This window comes from Pseudodesulfovibrio thermohalotolerans, from assembly GCF_021353295.2.
Lineage (GTDB): Bacteria > Desulfobacterota > Desulfovibrionia > Desulfovibrionales > Desulfovibrionaceae > Pseudodesulfovibrio > Pseudodesulfovibrio thermohalotolerans.
The window spans coordinates 2,954,363-2,976,087 of sequence record NZ_CP120635.1; the positions used below are offsets into that span (position 1 = coordinate 2,954,363).

Genomic DNA, 21,725 nt, shown 5'->3' on the forward strand with positions numbered 1-21,725 from the left:
ACCGCCGCCACCGGTGATGCGCCCCGGCCCGCAACCCCGTCCGAGGCACCCGCGCGCGTCGCGGCCCCATAGGCAAGGCCATGGACGTCTCCTCGCTCCTGGTCACCGGCAAACTGGCCCTTGCGGTCACCCCTGTCCTGCTCGCCCTGTGTATGCCTCTGGCCTACTGGCTGGCCGCGTCCAACGCCCCTTGCAAGCGGTACATTGAGGCGGCGTGCAACCTGCCCATGGTTCTGCCGCCCACGGTGCTCGGCTTCGGCCTGCTCATGGTCATGAGTCCGAAATCCCCCTTTGGAGCGGCCTGGGAAGCCGCCTTCGGCTTTCCCCTGCCCTTCTCCTTCACAGGGCTGGTCCTCGGCTCCCTGGCCTACAGCCTGCCCTTCGGCGTGCTGCCCATGCGCGCGGCCTTCGAAAAAATCGACCCGGGCATCATCGAGGCGGCGCGCTCTTCGGGCATGACCGGCTTGCAGACTTTCCGCCACGTGATTCTGCCCAACGCCGTGGGCGGGGTCACGGCCTCGGCCGCGCTGATCTTCGCGCACACCGTGGGGGAATTCGGGGTGGCGCTGATGCTCGGCGGCTCCATTCCCGGCCGCACCAAGGTAGCTTCCATAGCCATCTTCGAGCACTCCGAGGCATTGGAATACGGCCAGGCGGGCCTGCTCTCCCTGGCCCTGCTGATCGTCAGCTACGCGGCTCTGCTCGTCATCGGACGGTGCAACGCCGCCGGACGCGCCGCGCCGCCCCGGGGCACCGCCCGCCGGACATCCCGACGCGACGCCGATTTTCAAAACGCCAAGAGAGGTTTTCATGCGGACCATATCCACGCAGTACGGTGAACTGATTCCCCAGCACACGGCCGACGACTTGCGGAAACGGGAAATCATGCCCGTTGAGTACCACGCCTCGGGCGGGATCAAGTCCGTTCCCCTGGAAGAACAAACCGTCATCGCCACCTCGGCGGGCGACATCCCCGCCGAACTGGTCTCCTTTCATGAAAACGGCTCCCTCAACCGCATATTTCCGCTGAACGGCAAGCTTTCGGGCTATTGGAGCCAGGACGACGAAGCCGGGTTGTCCGTGCCGATCACGCTGACCACGCCCATGGGCGTGATCCGCGTCCGGATACTAAGCGCGGGCTTTTACGATGACCAGAGCCTGCGCAGCCTGACCCTGTGGCCCGGGGAAACCGTGTCGGTCCCCACCCCGGCGGGGCCTGTCGTGGCGCGCATCGGCGTAAGCTTCACCCGCGACGGCCGGGTGCGCTCTCTGGAACCGGCTAAACCCGTCGCCGTGCCCACCCCGGCCGGGGAAATGACCGCATACGACCCCGATGCCGTGGGCGTGAACGGGGACGCCAATTCGCTGGCTTTTAATGACGAAGGAAAGGTCTGCCGCCTGAGCACCACCCTGAGCGGTCTCATCGCGGTCCACCCGGACGGGCGCACGCACCGCCACGTCCCGCAATACAGAGAGAGCCTGTGCAGTGAAGCCGAACAGGAAGTAGTCCCCATGCGAGTGGAATTCGACGGGGACGAGGTGCGCATCGCGATCAGGCCGGACAGACCGGCCACGATCCTCAAGGGAAAGGGATATGTGTTTTTCGCCGAACCGTTCCTGCCGCAGTTGCCCGACATGTTCACCGGACTGCGCTGTTCGGTGTAGGACCTATTCCAGTCCCTGGCGCATCATGAACCGGAAAACGGTTTCCACGAACTTTCCGGAGACCACGTCCGGCAAGGCGAAATACGGCATGTCGCCGGACACCATGGCTCCGGTGTAGGCGAACCATATCTCGGAAGATATCTTGGCCAGCGCGGGAGTGATGAGGGTCTCCCACAATCCTCCGGCATCATGCTGGTCCAGCCCGAAGGCGCGGCACTGGATGGGACGGTGTTCGAATAGCAGGCACTTGTCGTCCAAAAGCAGGGGGCAGACCGATCCGGCCTCGGACAGGCAGTATTTCCCGCCCCCCTCCGCGTCGAGATCGCTGACCGTCCGGCGCTCGGCCTGAGCCGTGGCGACAGCGCGCTCGATGACCAGGAGACGTTCCTCGCCGGACAGCTTCTGGTTGATGCGGTGGGAAATGTACACGGCCTCGGCCAAGGTCAGGGAAACCGGAGTAGAACAGCACTGGCTGTGATCCAGGCCACAGGCGAGGCCGTCGGTGGTCTGACCGCTCTCGTCCACTCGCTGCACCAACTCCATATAATCGTTGAAAAAGGGCGAAAGATCCACCAGCCGCTTGAACTCCAGGGACGGCTCGCGCACGGTAAGCTGCCCCGACTGCTTGCCATACTTGCGGATGGTCCGCCACTGGACGAAGTTGGCGGGCTTGCTCTTGAGTTTTTTGAGCGCCTTGCCCGCAAGCTTGTGGCCCAGCCCCCGCCGAAGCAGGTAGGCATTGAGAACCGTGCCGGTCCGGCCGATGCCGTGGCGGCAGTGGATAAGCACCTTCTTGCCCAGATAGATGGCCTCGTCCAGCCACTCCAGAGTTTTTTCCAACTCGATGAGGCCGGGCGCCTCCTCGTCCTCCAGGGGCAGATAGTGCACCTCGAATCCCGCGCCCTTCTCGATGTCGTGAAGATCGCAGAACTCGCCGCACAGATTGAGGATGGCGTCCACCCCCTGCGCACGGATGGCTTCAAGCTGGGGATAGCTCATGGGCGCGTTGCCCACGCCGAGCTGGTCCGTTACCCAGGTAACCTTATAGGCAAGCGTCTTTTCAGCCATCGCGAGACTCCGCATCCTTGACGAACCGTTCGACCTCGGCGTCCACCTGTTCCTCGGTTTCCATGCGCATGTCCATGAGCCGGGTCACTGCCATGAGATAGCCCAGGCGCATAAGCAGCCGCCTGATGTCGTTTTCCGGCAACCGGGCGCACTTGGCGTCGATCATGTCGCCGCGCGTCGTGGTCTCGAACCCGTAGCGGTCCAGAACCCGGCGGATGAACTCCAGCCGGAGCAGCCGCTGGTCGAACCCGGCCCCGCCGCCCTTGAAACGGAAATTGATGTAGTTGGAACCTTGTTCCGGCCCGCAGATGGCGTCCACCACGGAGAAGTGGTAGCCGAAGCGGACCATGAGATGCAGGTAATCTTCGGAGATAAGCCCGTAGCTCGCCAACAGCTTGGAATCAAAGCTGAAGATGCCGCCCGAAACCTTGTCGAACTCTTCCCAGTCCATGGCCGTCAGACGCGAAGGCCACCGAACCCGCTCGTCGGAAAGGCCGTACCACAAGGCCCACATGGGGCCGCACTTGATGTCCTGGGGCGAAATGGTCTTGCCCTCGCCCGCGTTGGCGAAAAAACCGCCGCCCAAGTCCAGGATGTACATGACCAGAGGCAGGCTGGTCTCCAGCCGCTTGGCCGCATTCATGCCCCGTCCCTTCTTGTCCATGACAGAGAACATCTCGTTCACGGCCTTTTCGTGGCAGAAACGGACAACGTCGTGCAGGGATTTGCAGCCCGTGGGCGTGAAATCCTCCGCCTGGGGGTCGGTCAGATTGAGCTTGACGGTCAGAGGCGCGACCCTTGCATATTGCTCCACCACCCTCTGCGAAACCTGCTGACCGTTGCGGGCGCGGGTCATGATGGCCTCAACGCAGCCGTCGTAGAGTGCTCCGCCCGTGCCGTCCACAGTCACGAGCTGGCCCGGTTCGAGCTTCGCCTTGACGTCGCCCACGACCACGGGCACTCCCGATTCGCGAGCCACGGAGGCGAAATGACTGGCCCGGCTGCCCGTGGACGAAATAACGCCGTTCATCTTGCCGATGAAGGTCAGAAGAGACGGTTTCAGGCTGGGCGTGACCACCACGGCCCCCTCGGGAATCTGGGCGATGCGCTCGCCAGTGGAGGCGAAATAAACGGTTCCGCAGCCCGCCCCGGTGGAGGCCCGCTCCAGCCCTTCGGCGATGGGCCGGGCCGACACGGGCAGAATTTCCTTGGCTGCCTGGGCTTCCTCGCGCTCCTCCTGCAAGGGGCGGGTCTGCAAAATGTAAAGCTCGCCGGTGACGTCCTCGGCCCATTCGATATCCTGGGGCCTGCCGAAGGACTCTTCCAGGCGCATGGCCAGCTTGCCCAGACGGACCAGGGAATCCTCGGAGGGCAGACCGCCCGTGTCCGGGGTACAGTCCGCGTCCAGGCGCGGGTCCACATGGCGAGTGAGCACGGCCTTGTCCGGAGAGGTGGAGCCGTCCACCAGTCCATGACCCAGCCCGCGCACACCGTACACGCCCATGGCGTCCCGCCCCCGGCAATCCGGGTCGCGGGTGTAGAGCACGCCCGCGGTGTCGGCGTCCACCATGGGAATGACCAGCACGGCCATGGCCGTTTCGCTGTCGGTCAGTCCGTTGGAGATGCGATAGGCCACGGCCCTGGGACAATACTTGCCCGCCAGGACCCGCTTGTACGCCTCAAGCACGTCGTTGGGCTGAACGTTCAGTTCCGAGGCGTACTGCCCGGCAAAGGATATCTCACCGTCCTCGGCCAATGCGCTGGACCGCACGGCAATGAGATCGTCGCCCTCGATGATCTCGGACACGCCGAAACGAATGCCTCGGGCGATCTCCTCCGGGACCTCGGCGGCCAGGATGAGCTCCTGCATCTCGGCGGTCAGCCGCGCCAGCAGGTCACGGTCTCCCACGACCATCTGCCGCAGCCGCTTGTCGATCTCCTCGCCCAGGCCGTTGAAGTCGACGAAGTAGTTGAAGGCGTTGGCCGTGACCACGAAACCGGGCGGCACCGGGATGCCGTCCAGGCCCTTGGCGCGGCCCAGGTTGGAGGCCTTGCCCCCGGCCATCTTCGGGAGCGCCCCCGCCTCTTCCAGGGAAAGGATGTATGGCGGGCCGACTTCGGGCTGCTCAAGCTCCAGCGCCATGCGCACGTAGAAATCGATCTTGCGGAAATACTCGGGCAAATCCATGTACCGGGTCGGATTCATCTCCACCAACTGTCCGGCCATGGTGGCCACGGCCGAGGACAGCCGGTTGGTCATCCAGACGGCGCGCTGCCGGTCGGCCAGCCGCTTGCCGTAGAACATCTCCTCAAGGTCGGCGATCAGTTCCAAGGCCACGGCGTCGTGGGCCAACAGGGATTTGAACGCCTCGTACTTGCGCCTGAGCAGAGTGCCGGGAGCAAATACCTGATAAGTCCAGTGCCTGAAGAGCTGTTTGAGATACATGGATATTCCTTGGCTATACGGTGATTACGGCCAGCCGGTCCGGCGCGCTCCGCTATTCCCCGGTTCCGAGGACCTCGGCCACCTTGGCCTCCAGCTCCTCCTTGTTGATGGGCTTGACGCAGTACTCCTGCGCACCGAGGCGCAGGGACTCGCGGGCGGTCTCCAGGGTGGGGTAGCCGGTGAGCATGATCGCCTTCATGTCGGGGTTGACCTTCTTGAGTTCCTCCAGGGCCTCCACCCCGGTCATCTTCTTGAGCTTGATATCGAGGATGGCCAGATCGATCCTGTTGCAGGTCGAGTGCTTGAGGGCATCCTCCTCCTCGGTGAAATTCCAGACCTTGTGGCCCTTTCGCTCCAGAATGCGTTTTACCAGCATCCCGGCATCGGTAATATCGTCGAGTACCAATATATTCGCCATCATCTACTCCTTTTCAGGCTCCCCGCCGTCCATTCCCTGATGGTCCAGCGGGAGGTTCACTTCAAAGACCGTTCCGCCGCCCTCGGCGCCGCCCTTGGCCTCCGGGGGAAACCCGAATTCCTCGGGGACCGGGCTGAGGGCTTGGATATCGCCGCCATGGTCCTCGATGATGCCAAAAGAGACGGACAGCCCGAGCCCCGTGCCCTTGTCCACGGCCTTGGTGCTGTAAAACGGATCGAAAATCTTCTTGAGTCCATCCTCGGCTATGCCCGAACCGTTGTCGGCCACCCACAGCGAGACGATGCCGCCGGGGGTATCCAGCCGAGTGCGGATGAGAATGGTGCCGCCGTGGCCGCCCATGGCGTCACGCGCGTTGGTCAGGAGGTTGATCCAGACCTGCTTGAGCTTCTCGGGGTCACCGTAGATGATCGGGTAGCGGTCATCGAGTTGGGTGACGATCTCCACCTTGTCGAGCTCCAGGGTATGGCGCACCAGGGAGACCGCCTCCATGACCGAGTTGTTGAAGCACATCTCGCGCTTGGCGGACTGGGTCTGACGGGAAAAGCCGAGCAAATCGGCGACGATCTTCTTGCACACCTGGGTCTGCTTCTCAATGATGGCCAGATCCTGGTGAATCTGGCTGTCCTCGTCCACATCCTCCTGCAGCAACTGGGCGTATCCCAGAATAATGCCGAGCGGGGTGTTGATTTCATGGGCGACGCCGCCGGCAAGCAGTCCCAGGGATTCCATCTTCTGGGCCTGAATGAGCTGGTTCTCGTATCGCTTGATGTCTGAAATGTCGCGGTCGGTCCGAAGCAGCCCGTCGATACGTCCCTCGTCGTTGAAAACAGGGACGCAGACCACGTGGAACCAGTGCTCGCCGCCGCCCCCCTCGACCATGACCTGGGTGTCCAGCCGACGCCCGGACTGAAGGATGTCTCGGGCCGCCATGTGGCGTTCCTCGGCCTCGGCCTCGGGGAAGAGATCGAAATCGGTCTTGCCCTCGATGGCGGCCAGGGAGATGCCCACGGATTCGGCGAAGCTCTTGTTGCATCCCCGGTAACGCATGGTGGCGTCCACCAGGGAAACGCGGTCCGGGGTCACGTCCAGAATGGTCCGGGTCAGCCGCTGCTGGTCGCGCAGGTTGCGCTCGGCTCCGCGCAGCTCCTCGATATGGCTTTTCAGCGACAGGGCCATGACGTCGAAGGTCTCGGCCAAATCCTGAATCTCGTCGCCCGCGTTCTCGCGATACACCGGACAGAGGCGGCAGGACTGCAACCGGCACTGGAAATTGTCCTCGTTGTTGCAGTCCGGGCACATGGTTCCGGCAATGTACCAGCACCGACGCTTGGTCTCGCCATAGGCCGGACACTGCGGAGTGTTGCAGTTTTGCTTTTCCCAGCAATGAATACCCCAGGAGGGACCGGAAATGGTGTCGAGGTTGCCCATGAGCATCTCCTCGGCATGACTGCGCAGCCTGTGCAGCCGAACGGTGACGCGACGGGCGAAGACCGTTCCCAGAGATGTGGCCAGAAGCAGTGCCCCGGCGAAGAGACCGGCCATGAGGGTGATCTGCCGTTGCACGGCCAACTGAATGCGCGACTGGGACAGCCCGATGCGAACGGTGCCGAGCCGTCCGTCCGAGACGAGGATCGGGGCCGCGAAATCGTAAATGCGGCGGGAGCCGTCGGCCAGAAGCTGGATGTTCAGGGATTCGCCCTTTTCCACCTTGTTGGCTTCGATAAGATCGACCGGGAATCCCTTCTGAAAAGTGTGGACCATGACATAGCCGTTCTTGTCCTGCACGAAGGCGTAAATCACGTCCTCCACGGTGGACTGCTCGTCGACCATGTTCTTGAGACGCAGAAAATCACGGGCAAGCATGGGGTCCACGGCCCGCACAGACAGCCCTTCGGCCAGGGCCGAGCCGCGCTTCTTGCTCTCCTCCACCAGAGAGCTGGCGCTCATGGTGCCGACCAGCGGCAGCAGCAGCACGGCCATGCCCACCAGGATGGCGGACATGCCCAGATTGAGCTTGGTGCGGAACTTGAGCCTGGGAAAAATGCGCATGTGGGGCTACCGGTCCAATTGAAGTTTTTCGGCCAGGTCCCTGACCGGATCGTAGTCGATGTCGCGGGCCGGAATGATGCCCCTCATGCCCGCGGCGCTCAGGATGGCCCTGTGCTCGGGCGTATCGCGATCCAGGGCGAACATGGCCTTGGCCACGGCTTCCACCACGGCCGGATCGAGCCCCTTTCGGGCCGCGTATACCCAGCCGGGATACGGCGGGGTTTCGGCCAGAATGCGGATGGCCCCGAGATCGATCTTTCCGGCGACGACGTCGAGGGTGCCCTTGCGGATGGTGCCGATGTCGTACACGCCCGCGTGCACGGCCAGAACGACCTTCTCCTGCTTGCCGCCGGGACCGGGCGCGAAGTCCACGGTCTCGAAATCTTCAAGCCTGATGCCGTGATCGTAGAAGAGCCCGAGGGGGAAAAGATAACCGCCCGCGGAATTGGGGTCCACGGCGATCCAGCGCTTGCCCCGGCAGTCCTCGATGGTCGAAACCGCCGCGTTATCCGTGCGGACTATGATCTGTCCCCGGAAAAACGGCTCGCCCGACGGCTCGATAACCCTGGCAAAAGCCTGCGCTCCGGCCTTGGCCAAACGCACGTAGACAAACGGATTGGAGTAGGAAATATCGATCTCGCCGCGCTCGACCATCTTGACGTGCTCTTCAAAGGTGTCCGGGAAGATCTGCCGAAGCGGCAGCCCGGTGGTCTCGCGCAGATACTCCAGCAACTGGCGGTGGCGCTGGTAGGAGATGGTGTGCGAATATTGGGGCAGATAGGCATAGGTAATGGCGTCGACCATGCGCGGAGCCACAAGGTCCTCGCGTTTGGACAAATTCACCTTGACCGGCTTCTCATCCGAGCAGCCGCCATAAAGCGTCGCCAGGAGAAACAGCGCCATAAGGGTCACACAGGTCTTCATTCCGGTTCTCTTCATTTCACTCGCCATATGGCGCATCTGCGCCGTGTTGCGGACATCCCTTGAAACAATACAAAAATACCGTCCGCATTCCAACAATTCTTATCACTTGGCAACGCGCCGCCAAGACAGTATGAAGGGGACCGGCACACGGCCGTGCCCCAGCAAGGAGACTTACCATGACGACCATCTACAAGATCCCCATGAGCAAGACCGTGCTCACATTTTTCCTCCTGCTCGTCGCCTGCGTGGCAGCGGGAGTGGCGTGGAGCTTCAACTCAGGGCTGACCTGGACCGCCATCTGCCTGATCGCGGTGGCGGGACCGCTCGCCCTCTTCTACTGGTACATGCTCTACATCACGCCCAAGCGGGCCTCGATCACCGTTGCAGCCGAAGGCATCCTTCTGGCCGCGCCGCCGTTCGCTTCGGCGGTCATCCCCTGGGCTTCGGTGGTCAAGACCTTCCCCGTGGACCTCAAGAAGGACGAGGACTTCAAATTCACCAAGACCAGGAAGTACATGACGTTCGGCGGCTACAAGTCCGGCGTGGTCGAGATCAAGGACGGCATGGAGACGGTGATCGTGACCAACCGCCCGGACGTACTCTGCATCCAGACCGACGAGAGGTTCTACCTGCTCGGCCCGTCCGACCTTCCCGGCTTCGTGGAAGCCGTGGAAAAAACCGCTCCATAAACCGGCCAAGCCGGTCATTTCAAAGAACAAAGCCGCCCCGGGGGCGGCTTTTCCTTTTTCAAAATCGTTAGGACCCTTCAGGTACCGGCTTACTTTCGATCAGCCCCGGCTTGCCTTTGGCTCGCCCCTTCCTGGATTCGATGTATGCCTTCTTGTCTTCTTCACTGAGCAAATCAGTGAAATCCATCATCTCGTCACCGGCCTCGTTGGCCTTGACCTTTTCACGAATGGTCCTGAAGACCGGCAGCCAGGGCTTGGCCTTGCAGAACAGGCAACGAACGGCGATGTAGACAGGAATGAAGATAAAGGCCGGACCGACCGCGCCGAGGTACGGCACGATGAAGTCCACCTCGCCGAAGCGATAGAACAGCCAACCGATGGCGAACGGGACAACCCACAGGGACGAGGCGAAAAGCGCCATGTGGGCGAAGAAATTTTTGCCGAAGGCTTCGTTGGCGATGGAGTTGCAGGCCTTCCACGCAGTCTTGTCCTTGGCGCCGAGGGCGCGGACCGAGAGATTGTGGTTGTCGACCATGTCCCGATTGATGGTCCGGAAATGCTTCTTGTTGAGGAAATAGACCCCGGCCATGCACAACTCGCCGATAACGGTGGCGACAAGGCCGACCCAGACCAGCCCGAGAGCAAAGCCGACATAGGCATTGCCCGGAACGCGAAAGGCCCAGATCATCCAAGGGTCGAGAAATTCATAAACTATCTGGCCGGTCATATTCTTTCCTGTGAAGGGTTATGGGGGCCGTCCGATATCGGACGGCCCCCTGTTCTTGCTGTCAGTTGGCGCGACTTAGAAGGGCGGGACGATGGAGTAGCCCAGGAAGCCCTTGGTGGTGTAGCGCAGACCAACATACACGGCCAGGACGATGAAGATGTACTTCAGGACCTTGTCCGGGATGAACTTGGAGGTCTTGGGTCCGATGATGGAGCCGATGACAACGCCGACGAGCTCGGCGCCGATCAGGCCCCAGGCAACGGGGGTCTGCTTCAGCAGCATGTAGGAGGCAATGGAGTTGACCATGCCGATGAGAACCGCCAGAGCGGAAGTACCGGCGACCAGGTACATGGGCAGTCCGGCCACGGAGGTCAGGAACGGCACCAGCAGGAAGCCGCCGCCGACACCCAGGAAGGAGGCCAGGGCCGCGATGCAGAAACCACCGACCACGGGAATCAGCGGGTTGAACTTGAACTCGACGCCGAAGAAGGAGAACTCGCACTCGGTCGGGGTGAACTTCTGAACCTTAACGCCCATCTCGGCCATGTCGATGTCAGCACCGTTCTGCTGTTCCTTGACCGACTTCTGGAAAGCATCGGCGGCCTTCTTGGCTGCCTGCTTGGAAGCCTGCCCCTTGGGGGTGGTCTGGTAGAACAGGTAGCAGCCCAGGAACAGGACGAAGAGACCGAAGTAGCCCAGGTAAGCCTTCAGGCTGATCTTGCCGGCGGTCAGCCAGGGCACCAGCCAGGAACCGGCCACGGAACCGATGGCCAGGGCAATACCCAGCGGCAGAACCAGGCGACCGGCCTTGTAGTAGTTGAAGGAGGACAGGGCGGCGGAACAACCGACGAGCCACTGGTTGGACACGCGGATGGAGTCGGTGACGACCTTGTTCATCTTGGAGCCCTTGCCGAAGGAGCTGGCGTAATCGCCGAGGCCGTAGATGGTGATGTGACCAACACCGGCCATGATGCCGCCGAACGCGCCGACGGTGGAGAATATCCAGCCTACCCAGATCGCCCACAGGAAGCCGATGATGATGTTCAGCTGCGGACCGCCGGGGATGCCGAGATAGCCGGACTCACCGGTGGGTTTGGCTTCGGCGATGGCCTCGGACAGACGATCGGCCAAGGCGGGCTGCGCCATGAGGCAGACTGCTGCCACCAGGGCCAGCATCAGGAGAGTTTTCTTGGAACGTAACACAGTTACCTCCTCCTCAAAATAGTGTTAAAGGACCCCAAAATGTCACCCCGCGTCCCCCAAGGCCGCGGAGTTGCTACCAGTCTATTCCGGCCGCACGAAGGTCAGGGCGTTCGCCGTGCAGCCGACAACGCAGGCAGGTGTGCCACCGGCATCCACTCTGTCCGCGCAGAAATCACATTTCATAATCTTGCCGGTGGCGTCGTTGAACACCGGCACGGTCCACGGACAGGCGTCGATGCAGGCCTTGCAGCCGTCGCACTTGTCCATATCGACCAAAACCAGCCCGTCCTCGCGCTTGTACATGGCCCCGGTGGGACATGCGCTCACGCATTCGGGTTTCTTGCAGTGCCGACAGTTAAGGTACTTCAGCTTTGCCGAAGGCTTGCCGTCTTTGTCGGCGATGGGTCCCTCGGCTTCAAGCCGATTGAGGGAAATCCCAGCGGGCACCTTGTTCTTCACCTTGCAGTGAACCAGACAGGCGTTGCACGCGATGCACCGCTTTTTGTCGAATTTAATTCTATAACCAGCCATTTTCCACCTCTGCAGACTAGGATTTGGGCGCGCAGTCTTGTTAGTAGTCCAGGATTTGATGAAAAATCCCGACTTGGTCAACAACGTTCCATCTTGTGATATATTTCGCAAACAAAACTTATCATAACCCCTTTTTTTCTCCGATTGAAACAAAAATCATGTTATTAATTTCACATTCCGGGTATATGTTGCCCAGGGTTGACCGGAGCGCCTATGTTCCAACCGAATCAAAAAGCGCGCAGAATCATCACTGTCTGTACAGGAGGAGTGTATGGGTAAGGAATATGTAAAGAGCATTTGCGGAATGTGCTCGGTCAGATGCCCCATTGAAGTCGAGGTGATCGACGGGAAGGCCGAGTACATCCAGGGCAACCCCGATGCCCCCGGCATCATGGGCGCTCTGTGTCCGCGCGGCGCTGCCGGCACAGCTCTGACCTACGACGAAGATCGTCCGCAATACCCCATGGTTCGCACGGGCAAACGCGGCGAAGGCAAATGGAAACGGGTGTCCTGGGATGAAGCCCTGGACTATGTGGCCGACGAGCTGACCCGCATCCAGGAAACCTACGGCAAGAATTCCGTTCTCTTTTCCGATCGCGGAGGCCCCTTCCGCGACTTCTACCGGGCTTTTCTGCGCGGCATAGGCACGGCCAACTACAACAACCACGACTCGGCCTGCGCACGCAACGTGCAAAACGCGGCCCTGTCCGTGTTCGGATTCGGCCGCAAGGGCGTCTCCTACGACCTCAAGAACGCCAAACACGTGGTGCTCCAGCAGCGCAACATCTTCGAAGCCATCAACGTGGCCGAAGTGAACAACCTGCTCAACGCCATGGGCAAGGGCTGCAAGCTGTCGGTCATCGACATCCGCGCCAACGTCCCCGCCACCAAGGCGGACAACTTCTACATGATCCGGCCCGGCACCGACTACGCCTTCAACCTGGCCGTCATCAACGTCATTATTAATAATGAATTGTATGATAAGCAGTTCGTGGCCGACTGGGTCGAGGATTTCGACAAACTCGTCGAGTTCATCAAGCCCTACACCCCCGAGTGGGCCGAGGCCGAAACCGGCATCCCCGCGGCCGAACTGATCGATTTCTGCAATCAACTGGCCGAGGCCGCTCCGAGCGTCCTCTGGCATCCGGGTTGGATGACTGCGCGCTACAACGACTCCTTCTACATGACCCGGACCATCTACATCATCAACGCCCTGCTCGGCGCGATCGGCGCAAAGGGCGGACTGCCGTTCATGAACAAGCCCGGTGACGTGGGCGCCAAGGGTCTGAAGAGCTTCATGCAGATCTATCCCAAGCCCGAAGGCAAGCGCGCCGACGGCGTGGGCTGGATGGACGGCCGCAAGCACTTCGACCAGGGCCCCGGCCTGGTTCACCTGGCCTACGAGGCCGCCGCCAGCGAGGAACCCTATCCCATCAAGGCTTACATCGCCCAGCGCCATGACCCGCTTATGGCCTTCCCCGACAAGGACGATGTCAAAGCCATGTGGGACGACATCGAGCTGCTGGTCTCCGCGACCTTCTCCTGGTCCGACACCGCCTGGTACGCCGACGTGGTCCTGCCCATCTCCCCCTATCTGGAACGGGACGAGATTCTCATGACCAAGAACGGCCCCAAGCCCGCCTTCCAGGTTCGCAAGCGCGCCATGCAGCCCGTCCACGACACCAAGGCCGTCTGGGAAATCTACGCCGGACTGGCCAAGCGCATGGGCCTCAAGGAACTCGACTACACCAACATCGAGGACATCTGGAAATTCCAGCTCGAAGGCACCGGCGTATCCATCGAGGACTTCGAGAAGACCGGCATCGTGCCCCTGGCCGACGAGCCCCTGTACAAGCCGGTCAAGGAAGGCTCCTTCAAGACCCCGTCCGGCAAGGTCCAGATCATCGACGCCAAGCTTGAAGCCGACGGCTTCCCCTCCCTCAAGCCCTACGAGGCTCCGGAGCGGCCGCCGGCGGACAAGTTCCGCATCACCTTCGGCCGCTGCGCCCTGCACACCCAGGGACACACCGTGAACAACTCGCTGCTCTTCGAGCAGATGCCCGAGAACGTTTTGTGGATCAACACCAAACGCGCCGAGGAACTCGGCATCGAGCAGGACGAGTACGTCAACGTGTCCAGCAACGGCTACACGGGCAAGATCAAGGCGTTCGTCACGGACTTCGTCCATCCCGAGGCCGTATTCATGATCCATGGTTTCGGCCACGACCTGCCGTGTGAAACCCGTGCCAAGGGCATGGGAGCCGCCGACAACCTGCTCATGCCCAAGGGCATCAAGAAGTGGGACCGCTGCGGCGGAGCCGTCGCCATGCAGGAACACTTCGTCTCCGTTTCCAAGGCATAACTGCCATCACCCCCATACCCTGAAGAGACCGGCAGCAGCCCCCGCTGCCGGTCTTTTCTTGTCTGGAAAGATCACCGAGAACGGGAATCTTCAGACGCAAAAAAAGGGCGGTCCGCCAAGACCGCCCCTTTTGCAATTTGCAGGGATGAAACGCCTAGCCTTCGGCTATCCAGGCATGGAGCTTTTCCTCGAACATGGCCCTGATCTCCTCAAGCCGCTCAGGCGTCTCCGCTTCGAAACGGAGTACGAGGACAGGCTGGGTGTTGGAGGCGCGGATAAGCCCCCAGCCGTCGGGAAAGACGGCGCGCACGCCGTCGATGTCGATGGCGTCGAATTTCGAGCTGAAGTATTCGACGGCCTTGCCCACCACGGTCTCCTTGAGGGCTTCCGGGCAATCCACACGGATTTCCGGCGTGGACCAGGTTCTGGGCCAGTCGAGCTGTTCGCTCATGGGCTTGTCGGACCGGGAAAGAATCTCGACCATGCGCAAAGCCGCGTAGGTGGCGTCGTCGAAACCGTAATAGCGGTCGGCGAAAAACATGTGACCGGACATCTCGCCCGCGAACTTGGCCCCGATCTCGCGCATACGCGCCTTGATGAGGGAGTGGCCGGTCTTCCACATGACCGCGTCGCCGCCGTGGGCCTTGATGTCCTCATACATGAGATAGGAACACTTGACCTCGCCTATGATGGATGCGCCGGGGAAGGACTTGAGGATGTCCCGCGCATAGATCGCCACGAGCTGGTCGCCAAAGAGCAGGCCGCCCTTTTCGGTGACCACGCCGATGCGGTCGCCGTCGCCGTCCAGGCCGATGCCGATGTCGGCCTTTTCCCTGAGCACGGCCTCCTGCAGGGCGGTCATGTTCTTCTCCACCACCGGGTCGGGATGGTGATTCGGGAAATCGCCGTCAGGCTCGCAGTACAGGCGAATCACTTCGGCCCCGGCCTTTTCCAGGGCGTCGGCGGTGAGGTTGCCGCCCGTGCCGTTGCCACCGTCCACCACGACCTTGAGCGGCCGCGCAAAGGTCACGTCTCCGGCCAGCTCGTCCACGTATCGATCGAGAATGTCCTCATGGCGCACGGTTCCCTCGCCCTGGGGGAAATTCCCCTCCTCCATGAGATCATAAATGTCCTGAATGGCCTCGGAGTGGATGGTGCTGATTCCCTGCCAGACCTTGAACCCATTGTATTCCGAAGGGTTGTGACTGGCAGTAATCATCACGCCCGCAGTCTCGCCGGACTTGGTCACCGCCCAGTAAAAGGCCGGGGACGAGACTTGGCCGATGGCGATGACGTCGACGCCCGTTTCGTTCAGGCCGCGCGCCAGGGCCTCCGCATAGCCGGGTGAGGAATGACGGCAATCGTGGCCGACCACGGCGGTCGCGGAGCCGCGCTCCAGAAAATACCGGCCGCAGGCGCGGCCCAGCCGCTCGACCCACTCCTCGTCGAAATCCCTGTCCACCACACCGCGAATGTCGTAGGTCCTGAATACTTCTCGCGTGATCGGCTTCATGTGTATTCCTCCCTGCCCGTGGAGCCGGGCAATCGGTCTTGTCTCGGTTATCCCGGCCACAAGGGCCGGAAGGCTGTTCATTCCATGAACGGGTGCCGCCGGGATTCCCCGATCCGACCGTCATCGGCCGGTACGCGTCCCGCTTCCTCTCATCGTATATAGACATTTTCCCGGAAATTCCACCGGAACGCCCACGGCTTCGACACACAATCGTCACCAAATGCCCATTGACATATCCGCATAGGCGGATATTTATTTCCCCATGGAACAACTCGCGAAGCGATTCAAGGGACTCTGCGACCCCACACGCCTGCGGATCATACGGCTGCTAGACCATGGCGAGCTGTGCGTCTGCGACCTGATGGCCGCCCTCGACCTGCCCCAGTCCACGGTCTCCCGGCACATGTCCTTCCTGCGCAAGGGAGATTGGGTGAACAGCCGCCGCAAGGGCAAGTGGGTCTACTACACGCTGGCCAAGCCGCAGGGCGAAATCCAAAATCAGGTGCTGTCGGCCCTGAAACGGCACCTGCCCGCATTGGAACAGGCGCAACAGGACCACGCCCGGCTCATGGAGCACCTGGCGAACAAAATCCCTAAAACCTGCTCGTAAACGGCAAAGGAGCGACCATATGACCGAAACCGCCACGAAAAAGCTTTCCTTCCTGGACCGCTACCTGACGCTGTGGATATTCCTGGCCATGTTCGTCGGCGTGGGCTGCGGCTACCTCTTCCCCGACGTGAAGCGGGTTGTGAACGCCTTTCAGGTGGGGACCACCAACATCCCCATCGCCATCGGCCTGATCCTGATGATGTATCCGCCCCTGGCCAAGGTCCGATACGAAGAGCTGGGCAAGGTCTTCCGCAACTACCGGGTGCTCGCTCTTTCCCTGGTTCAGAACTGGATCATCGGGCCGGTGCTCATGTTCGGCCTTGCCGTGACCTTTCTGTCCGGACACCACGACTACATGGTCGGTCTGATCCTCATCGGCCTGGCCCGATGCATCGCCATGGTCATCGTCTGGAACGACCTTGCCGACGGCGATTCCGAATACTGCGCCGGGCTGGTGGCCTTCAACTCCCTGTTCCAGGTCCTTTTCTTCTCCCTGTACGCCTATGTCTTCATCACTATCCTGCCCGGCTGGTTCGGGCTGGAAGGCGTGGTGGTGGACATATCCATGGGCCAGATCGCCGAGAGCGTGTCGATCTACCTGGGCATCCCGTTCGTGGCGGGCATGGTCTCGCGGTTCATCGGCCTCAAGACCAAGGGACGGGAGTGGTACGAGACGGTCTTCATCCCCAAGATCAGCCCGCTGACCCTCATCTTCCTGCTCTTCACCATCCTCGTCATGTTCTCCCTCAAGGGCGACAGGGTCGTGGCCCTGCCCCTGGACGTCATCCGCATCGCCATCCCCCTGACCATCTACTTCCTGGTCATGTTCCTGGTCTCCTTCTACCTGTCCTGGAAGATGGACGCCACGTACGAGCAGACGGCCACCCTGAGCTTCACCGCGGCCTCCAACAACTTCGAGTTGGCCATCGCCGTGGCCATCGCGGTCTTCGGCATCGACTCGGGCGAAGCCTTCGCAGCGGTCATCGGCCCCCTGGTGGAAGTCCCGGTCCTTATCGGGCTGGTCAACGTGGCCGTGCGCTTCAAGCACCGCTACTTCCCCCATGCCAAGGAAACCCTCGGCGGCGTCTGTCATGTCCGCCGCGCACCATCCAAAACCAGCTAGGAGAACAAAATGAACATACTGTTTCTCTGCACCGGCAACTCGTGCCGAAGCCAGATGGCCGAAGGTTGGGCCAAGACGCTCAAATCCGGCGAATTCACAGCATGGTCCGCAGGCGTCGAGACGCACGGACTCAACCCGCTGGCCGTGCGGGTCATGGCCGAGGCGGGCGTGGACATCTCCGGCCAGACGTCAAAACTGGTCACGGATCTGCCGGTGGACACGGAGTTCGACTACGTGGTCACGGTCTGCGGGCACGCCAATGAGAACTGCCCCTACTTCCCGGCCAAGACGCGGGTGGTTCACATCGGTTTCGACGACCCGCCGTCCCTTGCCCTGTCCATGACCGACGAAGAAGAAATCCTGGCCGTGTACCGCCGCGTCCGCGACGAGATAAAGGCATTTGTCGAGGGGTTGCCGGGCTCGCTTGAAACCGAGGCATCGTAACACGCCGGTAGGTAAAACGGCCCGACAAAACCACGAAACGCGCGTTCGGCAGTTCTCAGCCGGACGCGCGTTTTCATCAAAAAAGCGGGATGATCCTCAGCGGACGCGTTGGGGCAGAATCACATGCACGGAAGTGACGCCTTCGGTGGAGGTGTCCAGCCGAATGGTCCCGCCGTGCGCCCGGGCCACAAGCATGGCCGAATAGGCACCCAGCCCCTGCCCGCCCGGCTTGCCCGCGGTGGAATATTTTTCGAAGAAGGAATCCCGGACTTCCGGGGGAACCTCGCCGGTGTTGCGGATATCGATGGTCACCACGCCGTCCCGGCATGCATGGCCGATGGACACGACCCCGCCTCGCGGCGACCCTTCCAGGGCGTTGCGGTAGAGGTTGGTCATCATGCTGAAGATGAGGACCTCGTCGCCGTCCATGAACCCCACCGACGTCGCATCACCGCCCGCCACCACGCGTGTGCCGATCTCACGGGAGCGGGCATACGCCTCCTGAAGGCTGAGAATGCGCCGCAGGAGCCTGGCCAGGTCGAAGGTGGACATCTCGGGCTCGAAAGTCCCGTCCTCAAGTCGCGGCAGGTCCACCGAAACCCGCAACATGCCGAGCATCTTGTAGCAAGCCTCTTCCACGGCTTCCAGAAGCTCCTCCTGGAAAGGGGTCAGGTTGCCCTCGGCCTGAAGCACCTTGGGCGCGGCCAAAATACCCGCCAGCGGAGTGCGCATGTCGTGCCGGAACATCCGGTCGAAGTCCTCGCGCATGGTTTGCGCCTCCTTGCGGGCGGAAATATCCCGCAGGGCGATCACGCGAAAGGTCTTTCCGTGACGATGAACAAGGCTTGGACGGATTTCGCAAGGGAAAGTGGTGCCGTCCTTGCGCAGGGCCACCGCCTCGCAAGGCTCGTCACACCCGCCACGAACGACGCCCAGAACCTGCTCGCGGCAGTCCTCGTGCACCCATTCAACGTCCGCACGCCCCAAGACCTCCTCGTCCGAGTAGCCGAACAGCCGTCTCGCGGCCCGGTTCTGACCGACGCACACGCCATTGTCGGAGAGTAACAAGGCCTCGAACGCAGCGTCCGACAGGGCTCTGTACAGCTCGTCTCCTGCCGGGCGAACGCAGTCGCCGCCCTCCCAGGTCAAGCTGGCCAACCTGGCGCGCACGTCCTGCAATTCCGCAAGAAGCTCCTCTCTGGATTTGTCGTCGTCAGACGGCATTCCACCCCCGATCATCGATAGGTAAATTCAATGGCTGTTCATATACCACATGTGTTTAAAAAATAGAATCCCGACAGCAGCTTCCGACCCAAAAAAAATCGGCAAACCTCATCTGTTCGACGTCAGATACCCCTTCATTTCACCGCACAAAACAATGCCGAGAGAAAACACTTTAAACCATCTATTATTCGTGATTATCACCGAAAAAAACAATCCATATTCAAAATAAAAAATCAATTTTTGACATGATAAAGTTATTCCGCTAACCTATGTCTTCACAATTTGTCGATGCATATCCTTCAATGTTGTTTTAAAGTTGTAACAAAAACTATCGTCGATAATACAGTATTAGATTGATTACTGCATTCGCAGCTCACTAGTGTAAGACGCTACTACATTACACTTTTACTGTATTACCATTGAAACAACATTAGAATCGACATAACAAACACACTACATGCCATCGACCTCGAAATGCCATAGCGGACCGGGAGCCCTGTCCGCACGTCGGCCTTGTGTCGCCACACCTTGCGGCCTCCGCGATCGGGTTCCCCTTTCCTGATTTCATTTCGACAATTGTTTTTTCAGACACTCCCTCCGTCCCGCGCGAAGGGAGCTCGTCGCCACTTTCAACGGAGTAAATATGGGACAAATCAACGTAGAAAACCTTTACAAAATCTTTGGGAGCAAACCCAAAAAAGCCCTTGAGCTACTGAATAGCGGATACGACAAGGCCTCGGTCCTGGAAAAGACCGGCATGACTGTGGGCGTGAACAACGCTTCATTCTCCATCGAAGAAGGCGAAATTTTCGTCATCATGGGACTGTCCGGCTCGGGCAAATCCACGATGGTCCGGATGCTCAACCGGCTCATCGAACCGACAGCCGGACGCGTCGTGGTCAACGGCGAGGACGTGACCGCCATGACTGATGACGAATTGGTCAAATTCCGGCTGCACAACATGAGCATGGTCTTCCAGTCGTTCGCGCTCATGCCGCACCAAACCGTGCTGGACAACGCCGCCTTCGGCCTGGAGCTGGCCGGGGTGGACAAGGCCAAGCGCCACGAACGCGCCCGCGAGGCCCTGGAGCAAGTCGGCCTGGCAGGGTGGGAGGACCAATACCCCTCGCAACTGTCCGGCGGAATGCAACAACGAGTCGGCCTCGCCAGGGGGCTGGCGGTGGACCCGGAAATCCTGCTTATGGACGAGGCCTTCTCGGCTCTTGACCCGCTCATCCGCACCGAGATGCAGGACGAGCTGCTCAAGCTCCAAGAGGAACAACAGCGGACTATCGTGTTCATCTCCCACGACCTGGACGAGGCGCTTCGCATCGGCGACCGCATCGCCATCATGGAGGGCGGCAACGTCGTCCAGGTGGGCACGCCCGACGACATCCTGCAAAACCCCGCCAACGACTACGTGCGCGCCTTTTTCCGGGGCGTCGACCCCACCGGAGTCATCAGCGCGGGCGACATCGTCCGCGACTCGCACCCAACCATTGTCGTCACCAAAGGGGGCAGTCTGCGCACGGCGCACGAAATCCTGAGCGGCAGCGAGCTGGAATACGCCTATGTGACCGACTCCCGCCGTCACTTCCTCGGCGTGGTCTCCTCGGAAGGCATCCGCAACGCCCTTGAGGCCGGACTGCCCGAGCAGCCCCTGAGCCAGGTCTACCTGCCCGAGGCGTGGACCGCGCACAAGGATGACTCCATGCAGGACATCCTGCCGCAAGTGGCCGCCGCCATCTGGCCCATTCCGGTGGTTGACGATGACAACCGCTACCTCGGCGTGGTCTCCAAGAACCGATTCCTCAAGACCCTGCACAGGACTGAAAGCGTCCTTTCGGAAGGAGGTGCCGAATAATGTTTCAAGAAGCGATAATACCTCTCGACCAATGGGTTTCGGTAGGCGTGGACTGGCTGGTGGACTATCACCGCGAGTTCTTCCAAATGCTCAAATGGCCCGTGGACAAGCTGCTTACCGGCTTTGAACACGGCCTGACCTCACTGCACCCGCTCATCGTCATCACCGTGGTCTGCTTCCTGGCCTTGAAGTTCTCCGGCAAGCGGCTGGCCCTCTTCTCCCTGCTGGCCATGCTCCTCGTGGGCTTCCTTGGGCTGTGGGAGGACACCATGACGACTCTGGCCATGGTCCTGTCGTCCGTGGTCATCTGCGCCGTGATCGGCATTCCCCTCGGCATCATGTCCGGCCGCAGCGACAAATTCGAGGCCGGTCTGCGGCCCGTGCTCGACGCCATGCAGACCACACCCGCCTTCGTCTATCTCGTGCCCATCGTCATGCTCTTCTCCGTGGGCAACGTGGCGGGCGTGCTGGCCACCATCATTTTCGCCCTGCCGCCCATCATCCGGCTGACCGGATTGGGCATCCGCCAGGTCCACCCGGAACTGGTGGAGGCGGCCCAGGCGTTCGGAGCCACTCGCACGCAGGTGCTCTTCAAGGTCCAGATTCCCCTGGCCATGCCGACCATCCTCGCTGGCCTGAACCAGACCATCATGATGGCCCTTTCCATGGTCGTCATCGCCGCGCTCATCGGCGCGGGCGGACTCGGCTCCCCGGTCATCCTCGGGCTGAACACCCTGGACATCGGCCGCGCCGTTGTCGGCGGCGTGGGCATCGTGCTCATGGCCATCGTCCTGGACCGCATCACTCAATCAATGGCAAAGAGAAAATAAACAGACATACAAGG

At 61.1% G+C, this 21,725-nt stretch carries 19 protein-coding genes; 9 read left to right on the forward strand and 10 right to left on the reverse strand.

Annotated elements, in window-relative coordinates; all coding sequences use genetic code 11:
* The first annotated feature begins 80 nt into the window (after window positions 1–80).
* Together modB and LF599_RS13860 are read left to right on the forward strand one after the other, a co-directional pair.
* Window positions 81–839, forward strand: a complete 759-nt coding sequence (modB, locus tag LF599_RS13855) for a molybdate ABC transporter permease subunit (RefSeq protein WP_279521180.1) — start codon at window positions 81–83, stop codon at window positions 837–839.
* Window positions 811–1,665 (forward strand): hypothetical protein, encoded by an 855-nt coding sequence (locus LF599_RS13860; RefSeq protein ID WP_279521181.1) that lies wholly within the window; start codon window positions 811–813, stop codon window positions 1,663–1,665. The genes modB and LF599_RS13860 overlap by 29 nt, the downstream gene beginning before the upstream one ends.
* 3 nt (window positions 1,666–1,668) lie before the next feature.
* On the opposite strand, the gene LF599_RS13865 is transcribed toward LF599_RS13860, so the two are convergent.
* Genes LF599_RS13865 through LF599_RS13885 form a run of 5 tightly spaced genes read right to left on the reverse strand, consistent with a single transcriptional unit; the run spans window position 1,669 to window position 8,606 of the window.
* A complete protein-coding gene (locus LF599_RS13865) occupies window positions 1,669–2,733 on the reverse strand; it encodes a protein-tyrosine phosphatase family protein (protein WP_279521182.1) in 1,065 nt (354 codons plus the stop codon).
* Window positions 2,726–5,179 carry a PEP/pyruvate-binding domain-containing protein gene (locus tag LF599_RS13870; RefSeq protein WP_279521183.1) on the reverse strand — a complete coding sequence of 818 codons (2,454 nt, stop codon included), beginning with the start codon at window positions 5,177–5,179 and terminating at the stop codon, window positions 2,726–2,728. Before LF599_RS13870 ends, LF599_RS13865 begins: the two co-directional genes overlap by 8 nt.
* A 52-nt stretch (window positions 5,180–5,231) precedes the next feature.
* Window positions 5,232–5,597, reverse strand: a complete 366-nt coding sequence (locus LF599_RS13875; RefSeq protein WP_269943642.1) for a response regulator — start codon at window positions 5,595–5,597, stop codon at window positions 5,232–5,234.
* A gap of 3 nt (window positions 5,598–5,600) precedes the next feature.
* Complete coding sequence (locus tag LF599_RS13880) at window positions 5,601–7,667, reverse strand: ATP-binding protein (RefSeq protein ID WP_279521184.1); 2,067 nt, start codon at window positions 7,665–7,667, stop codon at window positions 5,601–5,603.
* A gap of 6 nt (window positions 7,668–7,673) precedes the next feature.
* A complete protein-coding gene (locus LF599_RS13885; protein ID WP_279521185.1) occupies window positions 7,674–8,606 on the reverse strand; it encodes a phosphate/phosphite/phosphonate ABC transporter substrate-binding protein in 933 nt (310 codons plus the stop codon).
* Window positions 8,607–8,767: 161 nt separating this feature from the next.
* On the opposite strand from LF599_RS13885, the gene LF599_RS13890 reads away from it, so the two are divergent.
* Complete coding sequence (locus LF599_RS13890) at window positions 8,768–9,280, forward strand: PH domain-containing protein (RefSeq protein ID WP_279521186.1); 513 nt, start codon at window positions 8,768–8,770, stop codon at window positions 9,278–9,280.
* Window positions 9,281–9,347: 67 nt separating this feature from the next.
* Here LF599_RS13890 and LF599_RS13895 read toward each other — a convergent pair whose 3' ends face one another.
* The 3 genes from LF599_RS13895 to LF599_RS13905 form a co-directional block, all read right to left on the reverse strand.
* Window positions 9,348–10,007 (reverse strand): hypothetical protein, encoded by a 660-nt coding sequence (locus tag LF599_RS13895; protein ID WP_279521187.1) that lies wholly within the window; start codon window positions 10,005–10,007, stop codon window positions 9,348–9,350.
* 75 nt (window positions 10,008–10,082) lie between these two features.
* On the reverse strand, window positions 10,083–11,210 hold the full coding sequence (locus LF599_RS13900; protein WP_269943584.1) for a sulfite exporter TauE/SafE family protein: 1,128 nt from the start codon (window positions 11,208–11,210) through the stop codon (window positions 10,083–10,085).
* A gap of 81 nt (window positions 11,211–11,291) precedes the next feature.
* Window positions 11,292–11,741, reverse strand: coding sequence for a 4Fe-4S dicluster domain-containing protein (locus LF599_RS13905; protein WP_269943583.1), 450 nt, complete (start codon window positions 11,739–11,741; stop codon window positions 11,292–11,294).
* Between the two features lie 271 nt (window positions 11,742–12,012).
* Between LF599_RS13905 and LF599_RS13910 the strand changes: the two genes are divergently transcribed.
* On the forward strand, window positions 12,013–14,103 hold the full coding sequence (locus LF599_RS13910) for a molybdopterin-containing oxidoreductase family protein (RefSeq protein WP_279521188.1): 2,091 nt from the start codon (window positions 12,013–12,015) through the stop codon (window positions 14,101–14,103).
* A 154-nt stretch (window positions 14,104–14,257) separates the two neighbouring features.
* Here the strand turns inward: LF599_RS13910 and LF599_RS13915 are convergent, their stop codons facing one another.
* Window positions 14,258–15,616 carry a phosphomannomutase/phosphoglucomutase gene (locus tag LF599_RS13915; RefSeq protein WP_279521189.1) on the reverse strand — a complete coding sequence of 453 codons (1,359 nt, stop codon included), beginning with the start codon at window positions 15,614–15,616 and terminating at the stop codon, window positions 14,258–14,260.
* Window positions 15,617–15,878: 262 nt separating this feature from the next.
* Between LF599_RS13915 and LF599_RS13920 the strand changes: the two genes are divergently transcribed.
* The 3 genes from LF599_RS13920 to LF599_RS13930 are packed head-to-tail and all read left to right on the forward strand — an operon-like array spanning window position 15,879 to window position 17,793.
* Window positions 15,879–16,226: an ArsR/SmtB family transcription factor gene (locus LF599_RS13920; protein WP_269943582.1), complete on the forward strand. Its 348-nt coding sequence runs from the start codon at window positions 15,879–15,881 to the stop codon at window positions 16,224–16,226.
* A gap of 19 nt (window positions 16,227–16,245) precedes the next feature.
* Entirely contained in the window at window positions 16,246–17,349 is a 1,104-nt protein-coding gene (arsB, locus tag LF599_RS13925; protein ID WP_279521190.1) for an ACR3 family arsenite efflux transporter, read from the forward strand.
* Window positions 17,350–17,358: 9 nt separating this feature from the next.
* Entirely contained in the window at window positions 17,359–17,793 is a 435-nt protein-coding gene (locus LF599_RS13930; protein WP_279521191.1) for an arsenate reductase ArsC, read from the forward strand.
* 96 nt (window positions 17,794–17,889) lie between these two features.
* Here the strand turns inward: LF599_RS13930 and LF599_RS13935 are convergent, their stop codons facing one another.
* Window positions 17,890–19,017 (reverse strand): PAS domain-containing sensor histidine kinase, encoded by a 1,128-nt coding sequence (locus LF599_RS13935; protein WP_279521192.1) that lies wholly within the window; start codon window positions 19,015–19,017, stop codon window positions 17,890–17,892.
* Between the two features lie 643 nt (window positions 19,018–19,660).
* Between LF599_RS13935 and proV the strand changes: the two genes are divergently transcribed.
* Window positions 19,661–20,881 (forward strand): glycine betaine/L-proline ABC transporter ATP-binding protein ProV, encoded by a 1,221-nt coding sequence (gene proV / locus LF599_RS13940; protein WP_279521193.1) that lies wholly within the window; start codon window positions 19,661–19,663, stop codon window positions 20,879–20,881.
* Entirely contained in the window at window positions 20,881–21,711 is an 831-nt protein-coding gene (locus tag LF599_RS13945; RefSeq protein WP_279521194.1) for an ABC transporter permease, read from the forward strand. The genes proV and LF599_RS13945 overlap by 1 nt, the downstream gene beginning before the upstream one ends.
* The last annotated feature ends 14 nt before the right edge of the window (window positions 21,712–21,725 follow it).